21 protein-coding genes are annotated in these 24,576 nt (G+C 39.4%); 2 read left to right on the top strand and 19 right to left on the bottom strand.

Annotated elements, in window-relative coordinates; translation table 11 throughout:
- Window positions 1-72: 72 nt before the first annotated feature.
- The 4 genes from KQI94_RS03475 to KQI94_RS03460 form a co-directional block, all read right to left on the bottom strand.
- Window positions 73-870 (bottom strand): TIGR00282 family metallophosphoesterase, encoded by a 798-nt coding sequence (locus tag KQI94_RS03475; protein ID WP_002354864.1) that lies wholly within the window; start codon window positions 868-870, stop codon window positions 73-75.
- Between the two features lie 159 nt (window positions 871-1,029).
- Window positions 1,030-2,586 carry a ribonuclease Y gene (gene rny, locus KQI94_RS03470; RefSeq protein WP_002354863.1) on the bottom strand — a complete coding sequence of 519 codons (1,557 nt, stop codon included), beginning with the start codon at window positions 2,584-2,586 and terminating at the stop codon, window positions 1,030-1,032.
- A gap of 396 nt (window positions 2,587-2,982) precedes the next feature.
- Window positions 2,983-4,029 carry a recombinase RecA gene (gene recA, locus KQI94_RS03465; protein ID WP_002354860.1) on the bottom strand — a complete coding sequence of 349 codons (1,047 nt, stop codon included), beginning with the start codon at window positions 4,027-4,029 and terminating at the stop codon, window positions 2,983-2,985.
- 113 nt (window positions 4,030-4,142) lie between these two features.
- A complete protein-coding gene (locus KQI94_RS03460; protein WP_002354857.1) occupies window positions 4,143-5,387 on the bottom strand; it encodes a competence/damage-inducible protein A in 1,245 nt (414 codons plus the stop codon).
- Between the two features lie 191 nt (window positions 5,388-5,578).
- Here KQI94_RS03460 and KQI94_RS03455 point away from each other — a divergent pair, with 191 nt between their 5' ends.
- Complete coding sequence (locus tag KQI94_RS03455) at window positions 5,579-6,778, top strand: hypothetical protein (protein WP_002368472.1); 1,200 nt, start codon at window positions 5,579-5,581, stop codon at window positions 6,776-6,778.
- A 79-nt stretch (window positions 6,779-6,857) separates the two neighbouring features.
- Here the strand turns inward: KQI94_RS03455 and KQI94_RS03450 are convergent, their stop codons facing one another.
- The 3 genes from KQI94_RS03450 to KQI94_RS03440 all read right to left on the bottom strand — a co-directional run bounded on the left by KQI94_RS03450 (window position 6,858) and on the right by KQI94_RS03440 (window position 8,443).
- Window positions 6,858-7,487, bottom strand: a complete 630-nt coding sequence (locus KQI94_RS03450) for an NAD(P)-dependent oxidoreductase (protein WP_002354854.1) — start codon at window positions 7,485-7,487, stop codon at window positions 6,858-6,860.
- Between the two features lie 58 nt (window positions 7,488-7,545).
- A complete protein-coding gene (locus tag KQI94_RS03445) occupies window positions 7,546-7,971 on the bottom strand; it encodes an Rrf2 family transcriptional regulator (RefSeq protein WP_002383201.1) in 426 nt (141 codons plus the stop codon).
- A gap of 88 nt (window positions 7,972-8,059) precedes the next feature.
- On the bottom strand, window positions 8,060-8,443 hold the full coding sequence (locus KQI94_RS03440; protein ID WP_002358999.1) for a YccF domain-containing protein: 384 nt from the start codon (window positions 8,441-8,443) through the stop codon (window positions 8,060-8,062).
- Between the two features lie 163 nt (window positions 8,444-8,606).
- On the opposite strand from KQI94_RS03440, the gene KQI94_RS03435 reads away from it, so the two are divergent.
- Window positions 8,607-9,398 (top strand): hypothetical protein, encoded by a 792-nt coding sequence (locus KQI94_RS03435; RefSeq protein ID WP_002368473.1) that lies wholly within the window; start codon window positions 8,607-8,609, stop codon window positions 9,396-9,398.
- Between the two features lie 52 nt (window positions 9,399-9,450).
- On the opposite strand, the gene KQI94_RS03430 is transcribed toward KQI94_RS03435, so the two are convergent.
- The 12 genes from KQI94_RS03430 to KQI94_RS03375 form a co-directional block, all read right to left on the bottom strand.
- Complete coding sequence (locus tag KQI94_RS03430) at window positions 9,451-10,587, bottom strand: ArgE/DapE family deacylase (RefSeq protein ID WP_002368474.1); 1,137 nt, start codon at window positions 10,585-10,587, stop codon at window positions 9,451-9,453.
- Between the two features lie 129 nt (window positions 10,588-10,716).
- Complete coding sequence (locus KQI94_RS03425; RefSeq protein WP_002365402.1) at window positions 10,717-11,601, bottom strand: RsiV family protein; 885 nt, start codon at window positions 11,599-11,601, stop codon at window positions 10,717-10,719.
- A gap of 24 nt (window positions 11,602-11,625) precedes the next feature.
- Window positions 11,626-12,123 (bottom strand): sigma-70 family RNA polymerase sigma factor, encoded by a 498-nt coding sequence (locus KQI94_RS03420; RefSeq protein ID WP_002368475.1) that lies wholly within the window; start codon window positions 12,121-12,123, stop codon window positions 11,626-11,628.
- Between the two features lie 236 nt (window positions 12,124-12,359).
- Window positions 12,360-13,841, bottom strand: a complete 1,482-nt coding sequence (locus KQI94_RS03415) for a helix-turn-helix domain-containing protein (RefSeq protein WP_002368476.1) — start codon at window positions 13,839-13,841, stop codon at window positions 12,360-12,362.
- On the bottom strand, window positions 13,816-14,301 hold the full coding sequence (locus tag KQI94_RS03410) for a hypothetical protein (protein ID WP_002354843.1): 486 nt from the start codon (window positions 14,299-14,301) through the stop codon (window positions 13,816-13,818). The genes KQI94_RS03415 and KQI94_RS03410 overlap by 26 nt, the downstream gene beginning before the upstream one ends.
- A gap of 101 nt (window positions 14,302-14,402) precedes the next feature.
- Window positions 14,403-15,485, bottom strand: a complete 1,083-nt coding sequence (locus KQI94_RS03405) for a DUF916 and DUF3324 domain-containing protein (protein WP_002358992.1) — start codon at window positions 15,483-15,485, stop codon at window positions 14,403-14,405.
- Window positions 15,486-15,590: 105 nt separating this feature from the next.
- On the bottom strand, window positions 15,591-16,349 hold the full coding sequence (locus KQI94_RS03400; RefSeq protein ID WP_002383195.1) for a WxL domain-containing protein: 759 nt from the start codon (window positions 16,347-16,349) through the stop codon (window positions 15,591-15,593).
- The gene (locus tag KQI94_RS03395) at window positions 16,350-17,150 is read right to left on the bottom strand and encodes a WxL domain-containing protein (RefSeq protein ID WP_002385162.1); all 801 of its coding nucleotides are present in this window, start codon (window positions 17,148-17,150) and stop codon (window positions 16,350-16,352) included.
- Window positions 17,151-17,154: 4 nt separating this feature from the next.
- On the bottom strand, window positions 17,155-17,889 hold the full coding sequence (locus KQI94_RS03390; protein WP_002365407.1) for a WxL domain-containing protein: 735 nt from the start codon (window positions 17,887-17,889) through the stop codon (window positions 17,155-17,157).
- Complete coding sequence (locus KQI94_RS03385) at window positions 17,846-18,235, bottom strand: LPXTG cell wall anchor domain-containing protein (protein ID WP_002368478.1); 390 nt, start codon at window positions 18,233-18,235, stop codon at window positions 17,846-17,848. Before KQI94_RS03385 ends, KQI94_RS03390 begins: the two co-directional genes overlap by 44 nt.
- 19 nt (window positions 18,236-18,254) lie before the next feature.
- A complete protein-coding gene (locus KQI94_RS03380) occupies window positions 18,255-23,111 on the bottom strand; it encodes a hypothetical protein (RefSeq protein ID WP_002390681.1) in 4,857 nt (1,618 codons plus the stop codon).
- 366 nt (window positions 23,112-23,477) lie between these two features.
- The gene (locus tag KQI94_RS03375) at window positions 23,478-24,491 is read right to left on the bottom strand and encodes an alpha/beta hydrolase (protein ID WP_002368482.1); all 1,014 of its coding nucleotides are present in this window, start codon (window positions 24,489-24,491) and stop codon (window positions 23,478-23,480) included.
- Window positions 24,492-24,576: the final 85 nt, after the last annotated feature.

The following is a 24,576-nucleotide window of genomic DNA, read 5'->3' as shown; positions in this document are numbered from 1 at the left end:
TTTCACCGGCACTTTTTCTATAAGAGCAGAAAAAGTTAACCTCTTAATGATCCGAGATTAACTTTTCTTCTATTATTCTTGAAACGGGCGATCTTCGCTAATCTGAATCGGCTCAATCATCTTCGCTTGGCCCGTTTGGTCATCAATCTCTAAAATACAGGCAGATAAAATCGTCCGCCCTGTTTCGACTACCTCAAAGCGCTTCGGCAATGCTGTCATAAACTTCTCAATAATCGGTTCACGCTTCATTCCTAGAATCCCATCATAAGGTCCGGTCATACCGACATCACTTAAGAAGGCTGTCCCTTTCGGTAAAATCCGAGCGTCATTTGTTTGAACATGCGTATGTGTTCCAACAACGGCTGAAACTTGGCCATCTAAAAACCAGCTCATGGCTTGTTTTTCACTCGTCGTTTCGCCATGAAAATCCACAAAAATGAGCGGTGTCCGTTTGCGAGCGATAGCCACTAGCTCGGCGGCTTTCTTGAAAGGATCTTCCAATGGCACCATAAATGTGCGGGCCTGTAAATTAATCACCGCTAGTTCCAATTGATTGACTTTCACAAAAACCATTCCTTGACCAGGCACATCTTCTGGAAAGTTCGCTGGACGAACCATTTTCTTCGCATCATCAATGAATTCAAAGATATCCTTGTTGTCCCACGTATGGTTACCCATCGTAACAACATCGACACCATCTTGCAAAAATTTCTTATAAATCTTGCCAGTAATTCCCCGACCAGATGCCGCATTTTCACCATTGGCAATGGTCACTTGTGGACGATATTTTTTCTTTAATTTAGGGACATACGTTGCTAGGGCTTCTCTTCCTAAAGAACCGACAACATCTCCTATAAATAATATACGCAAAAAGGTTCCTCTTCTCTTTTTAACATCTCTTGTTTATTATAGTTGTTTTCGCTTTGAAAAGAAAGTTTTGGTTTTAAAAGATTAAAAAAAGTGTCTCAACGAACAATCCTTGCAATTGTTCGTTGAGACACTACACGCGATACTTATTCGCTTTTTATTTTATTTCGCATAGTCAACGGCACGTGTTTCACGGATAACCGTTACTTTGATATGTCCTGGATAATCCAAGTCATCTTCAATTTTCTTCCGAATGTCTCGAACTAAACGAACAGATTCTAAATCAGAAATTTCTTCTGGTTTCACCATGACACGAACTTCACGTCCTGCTTGAACAGCAAAACTTGAATCAACGCCTTCAAAACTATTAGAAATATTTTCTAAGTTTTCTAAGCGGCGAATGTAGTTTTCTAACGATTCACTACGTGCACCTGGACGGGCTGCAGATAACGCATCTGCGGCTGCCACTAAAACAGAAATAACTGAGGTTGCTTCCACATCACCATGATGTGAGGCAATGGCATTAATAACTACTGAATTTTCTTTATATTTCGCAGCTAATTCTGCGCCAATCTCAACGTGAGAACCTTCAATTTCATGATCTAATGCTTTCCCAATATCATGTAGTAAACCTGCACGTTTGGCTAATTGAACATCTTCGCCTAATTCGGCGGCTAAAACGCCAGCCAGTTTTGCTACTTCGATTGAATGGTTCAAGACATTTTGACCATAACTTGTTCTGAAACGTAAACGGCCTAAAATTTTAATTAAATCAGGATGTAACGTATGAGCACCTACTTCAAAGGCTGCTTGTTCTCCGTATTCACGAATCCGTTCATCCATTTCTTTACGTGATTTTTCTACCATTTCTTCGATGCGAGCGGGATGAATCCGACCATCTTGGATTAATTTTTCCAAGGTCATTCGAGCGATTTCTCGTCTGATTGGATCAAATCCGGATAACACAACCGCTTCTGGCGTATCATCAATGATTAAGTCAATCCCTGTTAATGTTTCCAATGTACGAATATTACGTCCTTCACGACCAATAATGCGACCTTTCATCTCATCATTTGGTAAAGTGACCACGGAAACAGTTGTTTCAGAAACAGAATCGGCGGCGCAACGTTGAATTGCTAGGGAAAGCAAGTTCTTCGCTTTGCGATCAGATTCTTCTTTGGCACGTTGTTCTGACTCCTTGACCATCAAGGTTAGTTCATGATTCAACTCTTCTTCTGTTGACTTCATAATAATCGATTTTGCTTCTTCTTTTGAAAGGGAAGCAATTCGTTCTAATTCTTGATGTTGCTGATTAATTAAGTTTTCTACTTCTTTTTCTCGCTCATCAATTAATTGCTGTCTAGCACCGAGTTTCTCTTCTTTTTCTTCCAGTGAGCCTTCACGTTTTTCAAGAGAGTCATCTTTACGATCCAACGTTTGTTCCCGTTGAATTAAACGATTTTCTTGAGATTTAAGTTCTAATCTGCTTTCTTTCAACTCACTTTCAATTTCTGAACGATACTTCTGGTTCTCTTCCTTAGCTTCTAGCAATGCTTCTTTTTTCAGTGTTTCTGATTCTTTCCGAGCGTTCTCGAGAATACTCGACGCTGAAATTTTTGCACCATTTATTGCTTTATCATGACGTGACTTTGCAATAACAAATCCTAAACCAAGACCGACAATCAAACCGACGATAGCGAGGAGAATATTTAAAACCATATTTCCACCTCCATACTATCTTTTTGTTAATTCATATCTTGTAGTTTTTTGATAAACTAAAATCAATTATCAATATGCCTACTTGCATATTTGTGCATACACACAATTTTATTCTAATGTTTGTCGCGAAAGGTGTCAACTTAAAAAAGCCCTTTCTTTTGGAAAGGGCAGCAAATATTAGACAACGTCACATTTTTAGGTTTCCGCCGTCACGAATTGTTTAAATTTTAGAACAAACGCCGCATAGTCTGCTGTTTGACTAAGCTGCTTGATGTGGATGGGTTCGGACATGGACAACAGTCTATTTAACAATTTAGTTCTAAACAAAGAAAGACAACACCTGTCCTGTTCAGTAAGTGTTGTCCTTCTTCTTAACGAGTCGTATTCACTCGTTATTTATTCGTCTAAGGGTAATTCTTCTTGACCTTCTGCTTCTTCTGTAATGGTTGAACCGTCACCGATGCCGTATGCATCACGGACCAATTTAGACACTTCTGCCATCATTTCAGGATGATCCGCCATGTATTGTTTGGCATTTTCACGGCCTTGGCCAATTCGTTCTTCTTTGTAGCCATACCAAGCACCACTTTTACTGATAAGGTCTTTTTCCACAGCCATATCTAGTAATTCGCCTTCTTGGGAAATCCCTTGGCCATACATGATATCAACTTCTGCCACTTTAAATGGTGGCGCCACTTTGTTTTTAACGACTTTAATTTTTGTGCGGTTACCGACGATGTCTGTTCCTTGTTTTAACTGTTCTGCACGACGGACTTCTAGACGAACCGTTGCGTAGAATTTCAATGCACGTCCACCAGGAGTTGTTTCAGGATTTCCGAACATCACGCCAACTTTTTCACGAATTTGGTTAATGAAAATAGCAATTGTTTTTGTCTTATTAATTGAGCCTGATAATTTACGTAGTGCTTGAGACATTAGTCGAGCTTGTAAGCCGACATGGCTCGCTCCCATCTCACCATCAATCTCTGCACGAGGAACTAACGCAGCAACCGAGTCGATGACAACGATGTCAATCGCACCACTTGAAACTAAGGCATCGGCAATCTCTAAGCCTTGCTCGCCCGTATCTGGTTGAGATAAAAGTAATTCATCAATGTTAACGCCTAGTTTCTCCGCATATTGAGGATCCAATGCATGCTCAGCATCGATAAAAGCGGCTGTTCCACCATTTCGTTGCACTTCTGCAATTGCGTGTAAAGAAACAGTTGTTTTACCTGAACTCTCAGGACCATATACTTCAATAATTCGGCCACGTGGATACCCACCTACGCCCAATGCAACATCTAACGCTAAAGAACCACTAGGGATAGTTGAAATTTTTTGATCAGCTTTTTCGCCTAATTTCATAATAGAGCCTTTCCCAAAGTTCTTTTCAATTTTTTTCAGTGCGGCATCTAAAGCCACTTTACGATCATCTGCCAATGGATAATCCTCCTTTAATTTATATAAACTTATTTTTCATTTCCTGTTAGTAGGTCTATCATATCTCTTTTGTACCAAAAAAGCAAGAAAAAACCGAACAAACATTCGCATATTTATTTTTTATTAATGATTCGGCGCCGCAAAAGATCTAATCCTCGCATAACCGCACTCTGTCTAATATAATTTCGGTCACGGTTAAAATGGAAACATTCTGCAACGGTTGGTTGGCCTTCTTCCGCCAGCCCAATCCAAACAGTGCCTGTCGGTTGACCTTCGATTGGGTCACCAGCGACCCCAGTAAATGATAAACCATAGTTAGATTTAGCTAACTGACGCGCTTTCTCTGCCATTTCTTTGGCACACGCTTCACTTACCGTGCCATGTTCTTCTAAAAGTTCATGAGAAATTCCTAAAAAGTTCTCTTTTGTTTCTTGCGAATACGTCACGAAGCCTCCCTTAAAAATCTTCGAAGCACCCGCAATTTCCCCCAGTGTACTTTGGAATAGGCCAGCGGTGAGGCTCTCAGCAGCCGTGACGGTTTGTCCGTTTTGTAATAACAAATCCACTGTTACCTTGGCTAAACTATTGTCATCCCCATACCCATAAAAATAGTCTCCCACTTTAGCTAAAACCTTTTCTTCCGTCGCTGTTAATAATTCTTCGCCAGCTACTAAGTCTTTTGTTTTAACTGTTAAACGAAGTGTCACTTCATTAGGCTTAGCATAAGGCGCAATGGTTGGATTCGTTTGGTGCGCAATCAACGATTGAATCTCGGTCACCAGCTGTGATTCACCAATGCCATAAAAACGCAAGACTCTTGAAATCAATTGTTCTTCTTGTGGAAACGCATTAATCAATAAAGGTCGTGCCGCTTGTTGAAACATCGGAATTAATTCATTGGGCGGCCCTGGTAAGAGCAAATAGCTTGTTGTGCCTTCTGTTACGAAAGAACCAACCGCTAATCCTGTCGGGTTTTGAAGAACTTGTCCACCTTCAATGGCTAACACTTGTCGTAGATTATTTTCCGTCATTGGCCGCTTAGACTGTTGGAAAAACTGGTGTAAGCGGTTCAATCCTTCTTGATCTTCTACTAATGATTTATGGAGATGTTGTGCGACAACTTGCTTGGTTAAATCGTCTTCTGTAGGTCCTAGCCCTCCACAAAGGACAATTAAATCACTTCTTTGTTCTGCTTCTGTTAGTAGCGTTTCTAAGCGGCCGCCGTTATCGCCAACAACGGTCTGATAGTAAACATCGATGCCTAGCGCAGCTAACTCTTCTGATAAAAAGGTGGCGTTGGTATTCACTACTTGTCCCAGTAATAACTCTGTTCCGACTGCAATGATTTCTGCTTTCATTGATTTCCCCTTCTCTAATAACATACGTAGTTAAACTCACTTTCCATTTTAGCACAACAAAATTTTTACAAAAGAATTTGAGCTCCAGGAAATAATTTTTTTATCAGGAAATTTATTAATTATTACGAAAAAAATGTTCATTTTCTCACAATACATTGTATAATAACGTTATATCGAAAGGAGAGAAATGAATGAGTGTAGTATTAGGACTTTTGGGTCTATTAGGGTTACTTGTCAGCGGGGGACTGACTATCAAAGCATTAATTAAGAAACAACCGAAAAAACAATATGGCTATGCCGCGTTAGCAAGTGCCGCTCTATTTATTGGTGGGGTTGCCACGACAGATTCTTCCCCAACGCTTTCACTTGATGCAGAGAGTGTTGAAACCGATGCCAATGGCTCAGCCACCATCAAAGGCGAATACGACGGCAACAGCAAACTAACGGCCAATGGCAAGGAAGTAAAAACGAAAGACAAAACGTTTGCTTACAAAGTAAAACTGTCCGATGAAAAAACGCAAAAAATCACCTTTGTTGCTGAGAAGAAAGATACCAAAGTTGAAAAATCAGTCGAAGTCACACCGTCAAAAGAATTTATTGCGAGCATCACAGATTCTGAGCAAGAATTGGCCAAAACAGAAAAAGCCTTAGCTTACGCTGAAAAACAACCTTCTCAGAAAAACTATGATGAAGCCGCAACCTTAGTATCTTCATTAAGTCAAGAATACGAGGAATACAATGATCGCCTTGAAAAAATCAAAGAAGCAGTACCTGTTGATGAAGCAGTTACAACTGCTGAAAAATCTAAAAGTAAAAGCGATTATCAAGCAGCTGAAAAATTAGTAGCTGCTGCCCCAGTTGGCAAAGAAGGATTTCAACAACGATTAACGACTGTTCAAACCGCTATCGCTGAAAAAGAAAAAAATGAACAATTAGTCGCCAGTGCAACTGCCGCTGTTGAAAAAGCTGAACAAGAACCAACCAATGAAGCTTACTATAATGAAGCGATCAAACAAATTGACGCTTTAAACTCCCCAAATCAAGCTTTAACAAAACGGGTAGCCGTTGTTAAAACTCAATTAGATGCCCACAAAGAAAAACAACGAAAAGAAGCAGAAGCTCAGAAACTAGCCGCTGAAAAAGCGCAAAAAGAACAAGCCGAAGCGGCAGCAAAAGCGCAAGCTGAAGCAGAGGCGCAACAAGCCGCACAGGCGCCGGTGGAAGTCGAGACGGCTGCTGCAAATGCTGGTCCAGAAACAAGCACAACTGTTCTTGTGACATCAACTGGCAGTAAATACCATGCACGTAAATGTGGAAATGGAACCTATACAGAAACTACTTTAGAAGCAGCTCTAGCAAATAACTTAACTCCTTGTTCTAAATGTTATTAATTTTTGGGTAAAATAAAGAAAGAAGTGAGAGATAAAATATTTTATTCCTCACTTCTTTCTTTATTAATAATTTTTTCTTTTATTGATACACACTGATTCGTTGATTTGGGTGTGCATTACTTTCCACTTCATCTAACATGGCAACGGCGTAGTCTGCGTAACTAATGTAGCTGTCACCTTGACTATTGGTTGTTAATTCTTCGCCAGCGACTTCATAATGGCCTGTCGCAGGACCTTCAGCATCAAACATGGCTGCAGGACTAATATAGGTCCAGTGGATGTTTTGAGCTTCTTTCAATAAGTTTAAAGCTTCGCCCATCGCCGAAGCTAATGGCTGAATTTCTGCTGGGAATGATGGTGTATCTTTTAATTGAGTTGTGTGTTCTGGGTCCACATACAAGGTTCCAGCGCCCCCAACGACAAACAAGCGCGTTTTTTGATTGGTTAAAATCTCAATCAAATGCTGGGTAGATTTGGGGAAATCTTGCACATCAGGGAATCCTAAGGCACTAATTAATACATCAAACGCTTGAATATCTTCTGTTGTTAATTGATAAACATCTTTTTCAATGGTCGGTGTGCCATCTGTTATTTTTGAGGCATTACGAACGATGGCTGTCACGTCCATCCCGCGACGTTTAGCTTCTGCTAAAAGTAATTGTCCTTCTTTTCCTGTTGCTCCTAATACTGCTACTTTCATGTAAATCATCCTTTCATTTTTAAATAGAACTAAAATAGTTACATTTAATACTTTAAAAGTAGAGAGATTACTTATCTCTCTTAACTTCTATTTCATGAATCACATCTGCTAAGGTGATGCTTTTCAATTCTTCTTCCATTTTTTGTTGCACTTTAGTAAATTCAGTTTCTAGTACCGATTGGATATTTGCCCCAACGGAACAGTTTGGATTAGGATTTTGATGGATATTGAAAATCTCTCGTTCCAATTCAACCGCTGTATAAATTTCATACAGCGAGATCTCTTCTGGTTTCTTTAATAAGGTATTTTTATTGGCTCCACGCATGGAATGAATCAAGCCGGCTTTTTTTAACTGACTCATTAGTCGTCGAACAACGACTGGATTCGTATTCACGCTCGAAGCAATGTATTCAGAAGTCACTTGTTCTTGAGGACCTGTTTCAATCAAACTTAAAATATGAATCGCAACACTTAATTTCGTTGACATGGCCATGTCTAATCACTCCAAACTAAATGTAACGTTATTTGTTACATTTACAGAATACGCTGTTTCGTTTTATTTGTCAATGAGAAACCTCTGACTATTCAAAATAAAAATCATTTGTTGAAACAACACGTGCCCCAAACGGCATTAACGCTAATTTCGCCAATTTAAAGGACTGTTGCCCAAACGGAATACCGATGATTGTCAGACAAAGCAACAAGCCACTAATACAATGCCCAATTGCTAATGGTAGTCCACTGATAATCAGCCAAATAATATTTACCACCAAAGATACGCCACTATCACTATACACGACTCGCTTTTTAAACGGCCAAAAGCTCAATCCCGCTAATTTGAAACATTGTAAACCAATCGGAATACCAATGATTGTAATGCACCAAATCACGCCTGCGAATAGCCAAGATAAGCCACCAAAAAAGCCGCCAAAGATGAACCATAAAATATTGCCAAGTGTTTTCATTCTTGTTCCTCTACTTTCCTCATTAAAAATTATGTATGTGAGTAAGTATACCACGAAAGCTTCTTTTTGTTTCAAACAATATTGTAAGGTCGCTGACTCGTTAAAAGACGAAGACGCTATTTCATGATACAATGAAGAAACTAACGATAAAGGAGCAGACTTCATGGACTTACATTTAACCGTCGATCTAAAAAAAACAAAGACACTCATTGACTTAGCCGATCAGGCCCACTTAATCATTGAACAAACAACTAAATTACCGAAAAAAGAGGCAGCGATTCTTTTCTTGCTAAGAGATAACCAACTAGTTGCTTTAGGACTTGCTGAAGAAAAATCTACATATAAAGAAGTTTCTTTTGATTACTCGATTTTATTGAAACCGACTTGGGACACAGAACTTGCCTATTTAGCGCAAGCTTTCCTAGATGATGCGAAAGAAAGTGGTTTAACATTGGAAGCAACCCCAGCGACAGTCAAAATTCCGAAAAGTGCGGTAGCGACAGTGACTAACTATAAAGAAACAGTCACCTTTATCTTGGAACGTTTTGGCTACTCTCTGTTTAAAAAACCGGCGCCGAAGAAAGCCAGACCAGCCAAAGCACGCCACAAATGGACAAAAGAAGTTAGCCAAATTCCTTTTTATATTGATACTCGACAAAGCAAAGCAACTGTTTTTTGGCAAAAGCGCAATGAAATGCTTATTAAAGCTGGCGCGACAATGATGCCCGAAGCCCCTTTAAATAAAGACGGGTCTGTCGGTTTCTCCGCCAGATTTGGTGAAAAACTTCGTGATGAACGCAAGGGCCAATTTAAAGACTTTGTCACAACGGAAGATATCATCTTAAAAAGCGTTAATGAAGTCGGCTTGTTTCTCTATTTTGCTGGAACAAACAGCTGGTTAGAGCTAGTTGATGAGAACGGCAAAACCTTAAATGAATGGACTGTGGTGGAATAAACCTTATAAAAAATGTCGCACCTGATTTTTATGATTCAGGCGCGACATTTTTTTAATTTAAATAACTTTTTGCTATCGCTTGATACTTATCAATCATATCTAAATAATTATCAATTTCGACATATTCGTCGACTTGGTGTGCAGTAGTGGTCACACCTGGTCCAAAGACAACGCAATCAAATGTATTGTCTGATTTAGTAAATTCAGCTAAGTCTGTGGTCCCAGCGCTTGTCACTAATGGTAATGGTTGATCAAATTGGGCTTGAATGGCTTGAATTAACGCAGAATCTTTCTCAGCTTTTACAGGAATTTTATTGTAATCAATCGTTAATTCTAACTGATGTTTTTCTTTTTTGTTCAATTCATCGACAATTTTTTGTAATAATGCAATGACTTGGTCGTTGCTGAATTCTGGAATTGAACGGATATTCCCTTGCAAGGCTGCTTGACCTGGAATACTGTTCACTTGTGTGCCACCTTTAATGACGGTTACATTGTGAATCGTTCGACCTAATTCAGGATTTTCATAGTTTGCTGTGACTTCCGCCATTTGTTGGTTTGCTTCTGTAATAAATTCGTTCAAATTATTAATCGCGTTAATGCCTTCTTCTGGCATCGAACTGTGGGCTTCTTTTCCGTGTGACACAACAGAATAGTTAATTGAACCCATGTGCGCATACATCAAGTTATAATTGGTTGGTTCTCCAATGACTAAGGCACTTAAATCATCCGCATAGCCTTTTTCAGTTAATTGGCCAGCACCTAGCTCACCGACTTCTTCACCAACTGTACCTAAAAATTTAACCGCTCCATTTAATGGGACTTTCTTTTCTTTTAATTCAATCATTGCTAAAACCATTGCGACTAAGCCGCTTTTCATGTCTGTTGCGCCACGTCCATACAATTTATTTCCTTCAATATGGGCCGCAAATGGCGGGAAAGTCCATTGACTTTCGTCCCCTTCAGAAACCACGTCCATGTGGCCACTAAACCCTAAGACTTTTTCTCGGTTTTCACCTAAATAAGCAACCAAACTACTACGATTTGGTGCATAAGAAACAAGTTCAGAAGGGATCTCATATTTTTTCAAAAGATTTTGTAAATAGATTGCCACTTCTTCTTCGTTTCCATTTACAGATTTAATTTTAACCACATCTTGTAAAATACTAATTTTTTCTGATTTTTCCATTGCCATTCGCCCTTTCTTGTTATGCTTAATTCTAGTGTACGCTTCTCTCAGTAAAACCGCAACTGACTTGGTTAGGTCAGCAAAAAACACGCGACATTTCTTAAAACTGTCGCGTGTTTTTTGCTGAGTTTATTTTAAATAATTAGGCGCTGCCAATTCATTCTCAATGACTTGATTAGGGATTACAAATTCAGGGGTGCCCATATAGTAAGGCGCAATTTCTCCTTGAGGAAACACAATCACTAATTGGTGTTTTTCATTGATATAGAAAGGTTGGTCCTTTTTAATTTTTTTGAAGGGTTGAACATCACTGGGGGCATCCTCTTTTTCGGACCAGTATATTTTATTGCTATCGTTCTTCATTTGGTCTGCTATTTGTTGTTTAATTTCACTACTAATGACATCAATGTAAAAATCATTTTTAAAAATTAAGGGGAGTGAAACGACAACATTGGCTCGTTTGTCGATGGTGTCATATTTCGTTGTCGTCGCAGAGCTGCCTTTAATTTCTGTGAAGGTTCGTTTGACCACTAGGAAGCGACGGTCGTCCACGACTTTTTCATAATCTCCAGTGACTGAAACACGAGAACCATCAAACAATTGCCCTTTGACTTGTTGAAATTCTGTTTGGGCTTCTTTCAAGTATTTTTTGTTGAGCGTGTCGGCTACTGAAGATTCTTGGGATGTTTGGATTTTAGGGACATCGATGTTTACTTCACTTTCCTGTTTTTTCGCTGTCAACGTTTTGATGGTGACTAATTGAACAATTTTATCTAACACAGGGATGTTGCGGGCTGCTTCACTAAAACCTGGAAACAAATTGACTGATAAGACAAAGCCACAAGCTACTACTAGACTACTTTGCAGTGAGCGGTTTCTAAAACGAAGCCAGGTGTACCGCTTTTTCTCTTTATGAAAACGCGCTTTGACTTCCGCTTGTAGATCCGTTGGCAACGGTTGTTGGCGGTATTCTTTTGAAAAGTTTTTAACAACGCTTTTTACAAAATCTTCCATTATTTTTTCGCTTCCTTTCTTTTACTAATTCAATAGACTTCGGAGTTCATTCAAACTGCGGTACATCTTCGTTTTAATCGTATTTTCGTTAATATCCAGGATCAAGGCGATTTCTTTTAGCGTAAATCCTTCAAAAAATTTTAATAGAATAATTTCACGATTGGGACTATCTAATTGATTAATAATTTCTTCAATTTCTAAAAAACTGCGTTGGGGATTATTTAAAAGGGCTAACACCTGTTCATCTTTTTCAATATGAACAGCTTCTCGTTTCTTTTTACGCCAATAATCTGTCGCTACAGAAAGCAGAATTCGAAAGAACCACGCGTCAAAATCCTTAATATCGGATCCTTTTTGGATGGCCTTCAGTGCCTTTTCAAAGCTTTCTTGAATCACATCCAAGGCATCTTCTTTCGAATGTGTATAGTTAAAGGCAATGCGATACATTTTTTCATATTTGGTATCCACAAGCGTTTCTAACGCGCGAATTTGTTTTTTTCTTTTCCAACCATCGAAAACCATCGATTTCTGGAACCTCCTTTCCTGTACACTTATATAGACGAATCACAAGCATAAAAAGTTTCAACTTTTTTATTATTTTTAATTTTTATATTCTAAAAGAAAAAGCGCGGTACAAAAATCACTTTGGATTTTTGCTCCACGCTCAAAATCTGATAAACGGCGGGAACAGAACCAGCTCCTTCGGAAATAAGCCGAAATTATCCAAAAATTAAAGAACAATTTCCGGAAATTTCTTCTTATTTCTCGGAGCTAAGCGGTGCTGTCCCGACCTTATTTTCTTCTCCCGAGTGCGGTCTTAGTGCACTCAGCGTTTTAATAAAATGCGACCAATCAACAGGACGTGGTGGCGCTAGCCAAATAATTTGAGTAATCTCAGGCCAATCGACAAAATGAATATCCGATAAAATTAATTGTACACTTTCATCTACATGTGCTTTGAAAATGATATTCCATTCCGTAATTTTTTCAATATTTTTTTGTATCATACGATTATAGGCTTCACCAAAGGAAAAGTCGACACACAATGTAATCGGAGCCAAAACTTTTTTCAATGGTAACGCATCCACCATTAACAACAGATACCGATAAAATAAAAACCGTCTGGCATCCCAAACAGCGGGATTCGTTTTTTGTTCTTGAATAAATTGTCGACTAGCAGAAAAATACTCTGTATACGTTTCTGCAAAGTAGGTTATATCCATTTTGCGATAACTATAGTTTGCTTCTATTGGAAAATGGAACAATTTAAAATGTACGATTGTTACTTTTTGTTCAAAACCTTGCAGGACTTCCTCGGAAAGCTGAAATTGTATTTTTAAATAGCTTAACAAGTCACGATTCAATTGTTGAATTTCTGCAAATCTTTGGCAAAGTGCTGCTGAAGCTACTTGAAGCCACTCTTCAGCAATTAAAAATAAGAGTAAATAATTGCCTTCGTTTGTTCGTTGTGGTTCTGGGATTTGAAGACTCTCTAACCAATTGAAAACATTCTGCTGATTGTCACCGGCTAATTGTTTTAACACTTGCGAATCTACTTTTTTCTCTACATAAAACTGTTGCTGCGTTCGTACTAAAGAAACCGCCAAAAAATGAAAACATTTAGCTTGTGCATAGCCCGCACGCTGATTAAGATGAACTTTCTCAGAAAAAAATAGCTCAAAGTTCCGAATCTGCTCTAAAACTTTTTTACCGTACAATGAAAAATCACGTTGGTATAATTGTAAAAAAACCAGTGTTGTTACTTCGCGTAAATTGGTTTCATTTCCCACCAAGTGAAATTCTTTATTAATTGTAATTTGATAATTTTCCAGCATTTTCTTTAATTCCTTGAACTCCTTATAAGCCAATGTGTGACTAACAAAGTGTTCTAAAGCAAACTCATTCACAGAATCAAAACGCTGAAAAAAGAAATCTTGAAACATAGCAAAACGTAACGACTCTTTAATATAGCAATCAATCAAAGTAGCGGAAGTTTCCGTTCCTGATTCATTAAGAGTTAAGAAAATACCATCGCTCACAATTTGAAAATCCTCTGATAAACCAAATTCAATAAAATCGGCATTTAATTCAGCGACCGTTTTGTTCACAATAAATTCAGATAATTCTAACTCCTGCATTACGGTTTCTTTTGACTCTGTTAACATCGGTGCATTTTCCAGTAACTGAAATAAGGCGATTTTTCTTTTATCCACTTTATTTAAAAACATCATCAATATCATAGACTTCTCTCACATCCATTTTTTTCCCATACAATCCATTTCCTGAAAGAAAGTACCCAACCGCTGCTAAATAGCTTTCAGATTCTTCATCGCCGCCTGCACCAAGTCCGTTAGGAAAGACAAAATCTTTATTCACTTGTAAGGGATGAGCCGTTGTTTCTTTTGTTTGTTTCTTTTTTTCTTTTGACATTGCCGGTTTCTCCACAGGTTTGTCTTTTTTCTTGGGTGAAGGCTTTTTTTCTTCAGAAGGAACCGTAGTTTTTTGATCTTCCGGAGGGGTTGGCGCAGGTTGTTCCGGTTCTGACTTTTCCTGAGGGGTGATTGATTCTGGTTTTGGTTGAATTTCTTCCGTTGGTTCTAAGGGATTATAAATAGGTGTCGCCAATGTTTGAATTGGTTCTATTTCGACAGCCGTAAAAATTAGCAAAGAACTAAATAAAAAAAGATACTTTTTTCTCATGGCTTCTCACTCTCTCTACCTCTACTTTATGGGAAGCAATTCCTTGTAAAAGTACCTTTACTTTTACAAGGAAAACCCTTTTTGTCAATAGATAGCCCTTTTTATTGCTCAGATTGTTGTTCTTCCTCTTTTTTCTTTTTACGATACAAGAAGAAAATCAATAAGAGCAGCGCTAGAATGATTAATGCAATCAGTAGATACAACCACCAATTGGTTCCTTTAATGGTTACGTCTTTTTCATTTAATTCTTTAGCAACGTCCCCAGAAATAGTAAATTCTTTTGTAAATTCCCATTTGTACAGGTACCGTTCTTCACCATTGGCACCTTTGACTTGATAGGTGCCCTTTTCATCTTTTACACCATAGGCCGTTGATTTCAAGACATATTTCCCTGGCGTTAATCGTTCCCCTTTTAAAGAAATTGGGTAACTAAAGTTAGAGTTTGGCGCCACTTGCATATCCTCAGTATCGGATTGGTAAAGCGTTTCGCCTCCTTTTGAAACAGTGTTGATTAAATGTAATTGGTTTAAATAGGCCGCTTGTGGGTTTTGTAAAGAAACATTGATGACGTTTCGCGCGTTGACTTGGCCTGGTTTAACCCCCAGTAATTTTAAATCTGGTTGAACCTTTGTCTCATTTTGTTGAAGAATAATGGCCACAACATAGGAGTATTCATTATTAATAGCTAACCCTTTTGATTGGTCCGCAGAAGTCGTGGTTTCTTTCTTTTTCTCTTTGAGTGTTATACCGCCAGCCATCACGCCATCAAAAGAATCTTTAGGCATCGTGATGGTTAAAGGTAAGGTCTTTTGGGAATGCTTCGGCAAGATGATTTCTTTCGGTGCCTCCACATAATCTTTTAAATTAAAGCGTAAAGTTTTGTCAGGTTTGATTCCGTTTTGGCCATATTCTACTACGCCATTTAAATTTGTTGTCGCTGAGTTCACCGTATTTTCAATGGTAATGTCTTCATCTGTATCATTGCGTAACTGAATTTCTACGGTTTGTTTGGCACCAGGCGCCATTTTTAAGTCAAAGTAGGTTTTTGATTTGTCCACTTGATTTTCGGGAATTGTTGGTGTGACCGCAAAATTAAATTCAGAAGCGTGCGCCTCCACGCCAATCCAGCCAAATAACATACAAGCGATTACCGTTGCATATACTTTCCATCTGTTCATATTCATTCTCCTATGTCTTTCATTCTTTGTTGTATTATAAGCACCAAAAGACCGAAAGATAAGCCAAAAATTTTTGACTTATATCCCGATCTTGCGTGTATGCTGTCGTTCTTAGTTTCCTGTGTTAGCAGGTGTATCTGTCAAAGTCCAAGTAAAAGTTGTCGTGTATTTTTTCGCATATTTTGTGGTTGAACCAGGTACTTCTAATGAAATACTTGTTTTAGCGGCATCTACACTATCGCCCCAGCTCATTAAGTACGTACCCGCACCTTCTTTATCGCCAGCAGCCATGACCACTGATTCAGCCCCAGTTGGGTTTAATTCAATCGTAGCTGGCGCTGTCGTTGGTTTTGCAGATTGTGAAGCTGAAACCACGCGTCCGTTGCTTAAAGTTACTTTGGCCGCTGTTAGTTCTTGGTTGGCTTCAGTTTTGAATTGACCATTTTGTTTTACTTTTAACGTCCAACCTGTTTCAGTCCCACGATTATCTGAGACTTGAACAAAGTTCGGGCCTTCTTGGTCGGCACCAGCATTATCTTTGTATTTTTGTGTTTCTGCATAGTAGGTCATATTTTTTGAGGTAATCGTTTGTTCCCCAAAAGATAAGCTAGATGCATAGTCAATGGATAACGGACCTGCTGTCCCTGGCTTAGGCCCTGTCGGATCAGTTGGATCAACTGGCGTAATTGGTTTATCCGGATCTGGATTCGTCGGATCAACTGGATTCGTTGGGTTCGTATTTGGTGCAAATTGAATCGCTCCGTTTGTTTGGTATTCACCACCGTCGACTGCTAATGCACTCATTGGTACAAGTGCCAGTGCGCCTAAAGTTGTGGTTGCCATCAATGTCATTACTTTTGTCTTTTTCATTTATTTCCCTCCATTATTTACTGGTACATCTGAAAGTAGCCAAGTCAATGTTGTTTTATATTGTACTGCATCCTTAGGGGTTTTCCCGGGAACAGTTAGTGAGATTGCCCGTGTGATCGTGGCATTTACTTGCTGTCCTTGTTGATTTTTTTCGGTCACTTTTTCTGCTTGCCCCCACAGCGTGATCCACGTTCCGGCGCCGGTCTTTTCTGGGGCTTGCATGACAACAGTTTCTGCGCCCGCAGCATCTAATTGAATGTTTGCGGTAGCAGTTGGCGGCAATACGTCCGTCGCATTTGAGCGAACACTGGGCTCAGTAAAGGCGACGGTGGCGCCTGTTAATTCTTTGTGTAATGTTTCTGCATTACGAAATTGACCATTTTGTTTCACTTTTAAAACCCAGCCAGCATTGGTTCCCCGTAAATCACTTACTTGTACATAATTAGCAGTTGCCAATTCACTTGCTGAACCATCTGGATTTTTATAGGTTTGCGCTCTGGCAAAATACGTTTGATCCTTATTCGATATCTCATTACTCCCAAAATCCAAACTTGAGGCATAATCGATGGAAAGTGGCCCAGGGGTACCTGGATTAGGTCCATCAGGATTCGTTGGATCGACTGGTCGAACTGGTTTTTCTGGATCGGGATTTTCTGGATTTACTGGATCCGTCCCATCTGTGCTTGGGGTAAAAACAATCGACTGTTCGCTATCAAAAACGACCGTCGCCGCTTCAGCAGGGACAGTGGCGCCAAGCAACATTGTTCCGAATAACAAGGAGTAGACGACTGTTTTTTTCATTTACTTAGCCTCCAACATTCGTTGGTACAGATTTCAATGTCCATGTTAAGGTCGTACGATATTCTTTTGCTAATTTAATCGCTTTACCTGGGACATTTAATTTCACGGCAGTAGCACCTTCTGTCGCATCTTTCCCAAAACGATAGACCCAAGTCCCCATTCCTTTGCCATCTTCTGCTTTGACTAATTCTACTTCTGTTCCAGGAACAAAGGTATGTGCTGCTGTTGGTGTTGGCGCGTATGCGGCATCAACAATCGATGTCACACCTGCATTGGCAATCGATAAAGCGGCCCCCACTAATTCTTCATTTTGGGCTGTTTTGAATTGCCCATTTTGTACAGCGCTTAACGTCCAGCCTTCTTGTGTCCCACGTTTATCCGTTACCTGAACATAGTTGGGACCTGTTGTTCCATCTTTAAATGTTTGAATTTGTGCGTAATAATCTTTCGTATCGGAAGTGATTTTTTGGGCGCCAAATTGAAAGCTTGAAGCATAGTCAATTGATAAGGGGCCTGCAGTCCCTGGTTTTGGTCCAGTTGGGTCAGTTGGATCTTCTGGTTCAACTTTTTCATCTGGATTGGTTGGATTAACTGGCTTCGTTGGATCTGTATCTGGTTCAAATGTAATGGCGCCATTACTTGTATAGTTCACGTTAATGTCTTCCGCAAATGCTTGTTGTGTCGCTAGGACACCGCTAAATCCTACAATCCCTACTACTGCTAATACTGTTTTTTTCATCTTCTCTTCTCCTTTTAATAAATAATATGCCTATAGTGATAAGGCTGATTCCCAAATAAATAAATGGTGCTTGATTGATGGTACCTGTCGCTGGTAATCTTCCTTGTCGCGACCCATATACGCCAGAAGAAAGGACGGATGAAGCGCCTCCGTCAGCTGGCTTGGTGGGTTCGGTCGTTGTGGAAGAATTACTAGTCGCTGTTGTCGACTCTTCTGTGGGATATTCATACGTTCCATAAAAGGAGACAACACCACTATTTTCATAAGCTGCTTCCCCAAACGCAGTGTCTGAATGACAGAAGCTGAAAAGACCTAAAAAACAACTAAGCAAAAGGTATTTTTTCATCTCACTTCTCTCCTCCTTGTTATGGTGCCATGACTAATGACCATGACAATGTCCCTTTGAATTCGCCAACTTTTTGTTTCTCGACTGGCACAGATAGTTTAAGTCCCCGTTGGTTTGCCGCACCCCAACCTTGGTTAATTGTATAACTACCTGAACCGGAGCCTTCATTTTCTGTAACAACCGTATCTCCTTTATTGAGTAAAAATTCTCCTTTGTCTGTAACCAATGACAAATCTTCCAATTGATTTGTGCCGTTCGTTAAGGGATTCGTTACCTGAACATTCAGTTTCCAAGGCGTACTTTCTGTCCCGCGTGTGTCTTGAACGACTAAATCATCTGAAAGAGTTGGCCAGTAAACTTCTGGCTTGGCAGAAATTTTTTGTTTGCCAAAATCAATTGTTTTAGGTACTTTTTCTAACGTTAATTCACCTGAAATAGACACATTGACTTTTTTATTTAACGTTTCACCAGCTTCTGTAAATTGATAATTGGCTGGCACCGTTTTGGCTAATTCTTCTGGTTTCGCTTGCTGAATGGCTTGGAAGGTTGCGGCATCAAGACTTGGTGTTTGATTGGCCCGACCATCTGCGAAAATCACCGTTGCTTGTGTCCATTGTGCCAACTCGTCTGAATTCGTTAAGCCATTTGCTTCTTTTAATTTCAAATGCGCACTTGTCGCATACAAAGCAAACGAACGATCTTTGGCAAGGACACTTTCATTTTTCACAACAACTAAATGAACCGTTTTGTTTTGCAAATTATCTCCTGACGTCCCTGCTTCTAATTGAATATCATGTGTCCGCGATACAGTTTTTTCTGCTAACGGTGCTTGAATTTGTGGTAAATCCGTCTCTTTTAATGAGGTCTTGAAAAACGGCCGACCTTTTGCACCGAGCATTTCTATTACTTTATCGACAGTCGTTAGTTGCGCTGCCTCATCTTCTGTGACAATCACCGATTGCCCCGAAAGTTCCACTTTATTTGAAAATTGAACTTTCACCTGATAACTGTAGTTCATATTCGTCGCTTTCCATGAAAGCGGGGTGGTATCTTTTTGCTCTGGAATTTGCTCTATCGCGCTCCCAACTTCACTAGACTTAACCGTTCCTTGGTGCAACCAAGAACCTGTTACTTCGTCAGGAAGGAAGCTTAGGGTTGGTGTTAAAGCACTTGAGGTCGGAATCATCAAACGTCCTTTTTGAACTTTTTGTCCAGCTACTTCGGTGCCCCACGCTTGTAAGGTTAACGGCGCATTGCCAGCTTTGACCTCTTTTACATCATGAGAAATAGTACCTGCACCTGCCACAATTCCAGGCGTTTCCACTTCGTAATCGATGATGGAGCCAGGAATTGCTATTCCATAGCCATTGGCGCCCTTGGTCACATCGTTATCGCCAATAAATGTTTTTCCAGTCGCTTTTTCAATCCCATGAAACGTTGTTGGCGTAAGTTTTGTAGCATTATTGACCGTTGGATTAATCGTCAAGACCTGATAGGCTTTGACATTTCCAAACCAAGTCCCTGTGCTATCCACCAAAGCAGTTGTATCTGTCGTTGGTTTAATCCATAAAAGTTCATCTTTTGTTGGATCGACAGCTTCAAAATCCGCAATGTTTACTTTACCTGTACCAGGAATTGTTTCTAATGTTGCATGATCCTGAACCGTTAGTTTGCTAGCTGAGATTAAATTGGCTGTGTTGGTGATCCCAATTCCAGCGTTTTTAGATAGATGAATTGATCCGAATTCATTGTAAGTCGTACTGTGGTTCGCGGCAGTAGCAGAAACGCCATTTTTGATGTTCCCACCATTAGCCATTAATTTAATGCCATTGGTGACATTTAATTCCGTAAAGTTGACAACGCCTAAGCCTGTCGCATTTAGTGGTTCTGTTTGATAGTTATTGGTGCCGTCAACGTTCTCGCCAATGTTAATGACAACTTTCTGAGCATTTTTAGAAACAATGGTATTGGTGAAACTATCTGTTGCATTTCCACCAGATAATCCATTGATTGTTTTGGCACCTTGTAAATTTATCTCGACATCACGTAACAGCCCTGTCGTAGGGGCATTACCATAATTTGTTGCATATAAGTTACCAATACTTGAACCTGTTGCTTGAATATTCATAATAATTTTGCCACTTTTTGTATATGAGGACGTCCGCGCGCCATCTCCGTATATCGCTGCACCATTCAAAACATCTGAACCTGGTTTTGTATAGATATTTAGCGTGATTGTATTAGAAGCATCTGTTCCTAAATTAGTTGTTCCGTTATAAGGAACACCTCCTGAAATAAACGTTCCCGAAGGCAATTTAAACTCGCGATTGTAGTTTCTTAAATCAATGGTCAAATTTGCGTTTCCTAACAAAGAGCCAACATTTGTTATTCCGCCAGAAAAACCATTCGTTCCTTCACGAGGAGTACCAGAAAAGTCGCCACCGTAAACAATGTTATTAGAATTTCCAGTAACAGTATGATCACTTGAAGCACCATAAGATGCTCCCATTGAGGCATTAATGACACCATCATAAACGGTTACTCCAACATTCCCGACAATTTTTTTATCATTCCAGCCACCACCAGATAAGAACCAGTCAACTTGACCATTCCTCACAGTTGCTTGGGCATTTCCATAAACTCGACCGCCTTCATAACCACTTCCTTCTAAGGTATCGACAATACCTCCATTCAATGTATTAGAGGTGTTCCCTTCAACAACGCCAGAAAATAAACCACCGTATGTTCGTCGAGCTACAGCATTATTAATTACTGTATTTGACTCACCGCGAATGTAGATAGTCCAAGCATCTCGGCCAATGACAAGACCACCGCCAGCAATATCAAAATCTTTCGCATTCGCTAAATTATTTCTACTAGAAGAATAATTCGTGTCAGTTGGACGACTTCCTTTATAAACCAAGCCATCGCCGCCAGCTGTGCCATCGCCTGTTTGTGTTCCAACTTCTATAGTTGCCTTACCTTCTACGTAACCACCTACACCAGCTGCGGTTGTTCGCCACAGATCCGCATTACCAAATGAACCTTTAACAAGATGTGAGTGAATATTTCCTAAAATTTTATAAGTTGCACTATCAAAAGCTAATTTTGCTCGTTGCTCTGATGTATAAGCATCATAGGTGCCTTCATTGGAAGCTCCTAGTGCTGCTTTTGATAATCGATCAGCTTCCGTTCCACTACCACCATCAAAATTACCTATACCGCCTTGAGCATCTGTTGTTCCACCAATAACCGTATTTTCAATATTTCCTGTTATTGTGCCGTTATAACGATTGGCTCCAATAATACTTGGTCCATAGGTTGTATAATTACTTGCATCGAGGGTTGTGGAAATTGCATTTGTTCCACGATTTGTTCCAATATTCCCACGACCTGAACCACCAACATACGGCCCTCTTGAACTCCAACCGCCATATCCAGATAATGAATTTTTAATAGTACCATTAATGTTTCCATAAAGTGCGCCACCATAGTAAGTGGACATCCTAAAAGAACTATTTGCTTCTACTGCAATGTCTAACTCATTGGAAACACTCCCGGTCACAGAAATTGGGTTTGCTGCTGTACCAATTCCTGCACCATAATAATTAGAAAGAGCACCATTGATTCGTTTAACAGAAACGGTTACATTCCCATCGACTGTACCTAGATTTGCACCGCCTGATAGCGTATTGATTCCGGAGACCGTGTTATTAATGAGCAACGTTGGGTTTCCTTTTAAAGTTCCACCATTATTATTTCCGCCATAAAAATACCACGTACCTGAACCAGTACTATTTACTGTAATCACAGGATTTCCTGTAACATCGCCTGAATCCGTTCCGCCAAACACAGAGAAACCATTCCCGATAGAACCACCATTCAATGACAAACTATGACCGTTTAAATACATTTGTGATCCTGTATAAGAAATATTTCTTAAAGTAATATCTGTACCGAAGTGAACAATTCCTAGTGCCAATGTTTTGGAACCTGTAGGTAAAGTTGTATCCATACTAATCGGATCCGCACTGTTTCCAGTAATCACTAAATGATTGACCTTGCCTTGCAAGGCGTAAAAGGTCATATTACTTGCCGTAACGGTGTCAGGAATCACTTTAGCGGTGGTTGCCGTACCCGTTGTAATATTAGTTCCTATATAAAGAGTGAAATCGCCATTGTTCCCCTGTTGATACAAATCAAACAAGGCTTCTTTCAAACCAGCCTCTGTCGATGCATATTCTTTGTACGCTGCTCCATCTCCTGCTGGACTTGGCACAACAATCACTTTTGTTTTATCCGCAGGAGCAATTGTGTCCGCAATGGACTGATCAACTGAAACAGCTCTGGCCATGCGTGTCCGTTTCTGTTTAAAGACAGCTGTAAGTTGTGTATCTTCTGAAAACTCTAATTGAAGAAGTTCTTCATTTGTATATGTTTTTCCTTGGTAAGACCAGCCAACGAAAGTCGTATTTTCCTCACTATTCGCCCATTTTGGTAATTCTTCTGTCCGAAGTGGCTGATTTTTTTCTTTTACCACTTGATAACTTTTTGCATCATTTAGAAACAAAGCTTGATCCGTTGTTTCAAAGGTCAAGGTGATTTGCTTCTGCTCTTCGCTTGGTTTTGTTTCTGTGGAAGAGGTGGTTACTTTTTCTGTGATAGCACTAGATTCCGTCATTGATGACTGTTCTATAGAATGTGCGCTGCTTTCTTTTGTTGCTTCACTTGTACTGGTTTCTGCTGTTTTTGGCTGTGTCTGCGTACGTTCTGTTTGTTGCTCCCCTTCAATCGCCCACGCTGAAACAGATAAAAATGGTTGTACAAGTAAACAAGTTGCCAATAAAACAGCGATTTTCTTTTTCATTAACTTCATCACTCCTCCCTCGAAGTAAACTTTCCACAACCAACCTATGGCTCAAGTATACGAAGTTTTCTTCTGATTTTTTTAAAGATATTTTCTTAATTTCAAAAAAAAAATTTATTTTTTAATTTTCTTTTTGTTAACTAAACGAATTTTTTGCTGTTTTTGTAAGATAAAAATGTTAATTTGTTCACAAAAATAACAAAAACGTTGTTTTTAACATTAAAATTAACAAACGAGTTCGTAGTATAGCACGGATTTTTTCTCATGTAAACATCATTAAATAAACATTTTTGTTTAATTTATACATATTTCTCAGCTAAAAAAATGACAAAAACAAATAAACAGAGGCCTTAGAAATATTTCTAAGGCCTCTGTTTATTTATACGTATTCACAAACTGGACTGTTTCTTGGTAACATTGTTTAGCTTCTTTTGTTTGATAGTCGAATTGATATTCGTGGGTGATCGTTGCTTTCTTATCTTTGAAAAAGAGAGCTGTAACTGGAACATTTAAAGTTTTTAACCGCTGAACCAAGGCTAGTCCTTGCTCTTGGAATGAAAAGCTATTGCCATCTGTTAGATACGTCGGGGGAAATTCTTTGGTGACTTTATCCACTAAACTCACTTCTTGCAGTTCTGCACTCGTCTGCCAGTCTTTAGTGCCGAGCAAGGACCAAGCCACTGTTTTAACGAAAAATTTCATAAAACGATTATCACTTTGTTGGTTGGCCATTTGTTTCAAATCCACCGGACCACAATACGAGAGCGTGCCTTTTAAATGGCTAGCCGGCAACGCTGCAGTCATCCCTAGTTCTTTGGCATAGTTGGCATTGGTTTGAACTGTTGCATATTGTAGAGCAATCTGTGCACCCGCACTGTCCCCGCCAATAAAAAGCTTAGATAAATCTAACATGGGATACGCTTGTTTCTTTTCTAATAAAAATTGAACAAGTTCATTGACCTGCTGGAGCTGGCTTGGATAAGGTGCATCTGGTGCTAATTCATAATTCATTGAAATAAAGGCAACTGAGGAATCAGCCACTAAACGTGTCGCAAACTCTTTCATCCCAGACTTATCTCCTCCCACATAGCCACCACCATGGACCCATAAAACGACTGGTACCGCTTGTTTTGACGTTTGGGGATAATACAAATCAAAGGTATTCTTTTTTCTTGAAGAAGGGTATGTTTGATTTTCTTGCAATTGGACATTGGGCAATGCTTTATCATAGGAAGCTGAATCTTTTATTTCAACTTCGCCTGCGAATAACTGGTTGATGACCCAAGCGCCTGGCTTAGGGGATAATTGAAAGGCGAGAAACACACCTAAGCAAATAACCACAAGGATTCCTAACAACCAAAGGATAAAACGTACGATTTTTCTTTTCACTCTATTCACCTGCTTTAATTTGTAGCAAAATTATAGCATGTTTTTTAGCCAAAGCGTTTATTTTGAAACAGCTTTTTTAGAATTT

Source organism: Enterococcus sp. S183_ASV_20, from assembly GCF_018919685.1.
GTDB lineage: Bacteria > Bacillota > Bacilli > Lactobacillales > Enterococcaceae > Enterococcus > Enterococcus faecalis.
This window is presented reverse-complemented; position numbering and strand designations above follow the sequence as displayed.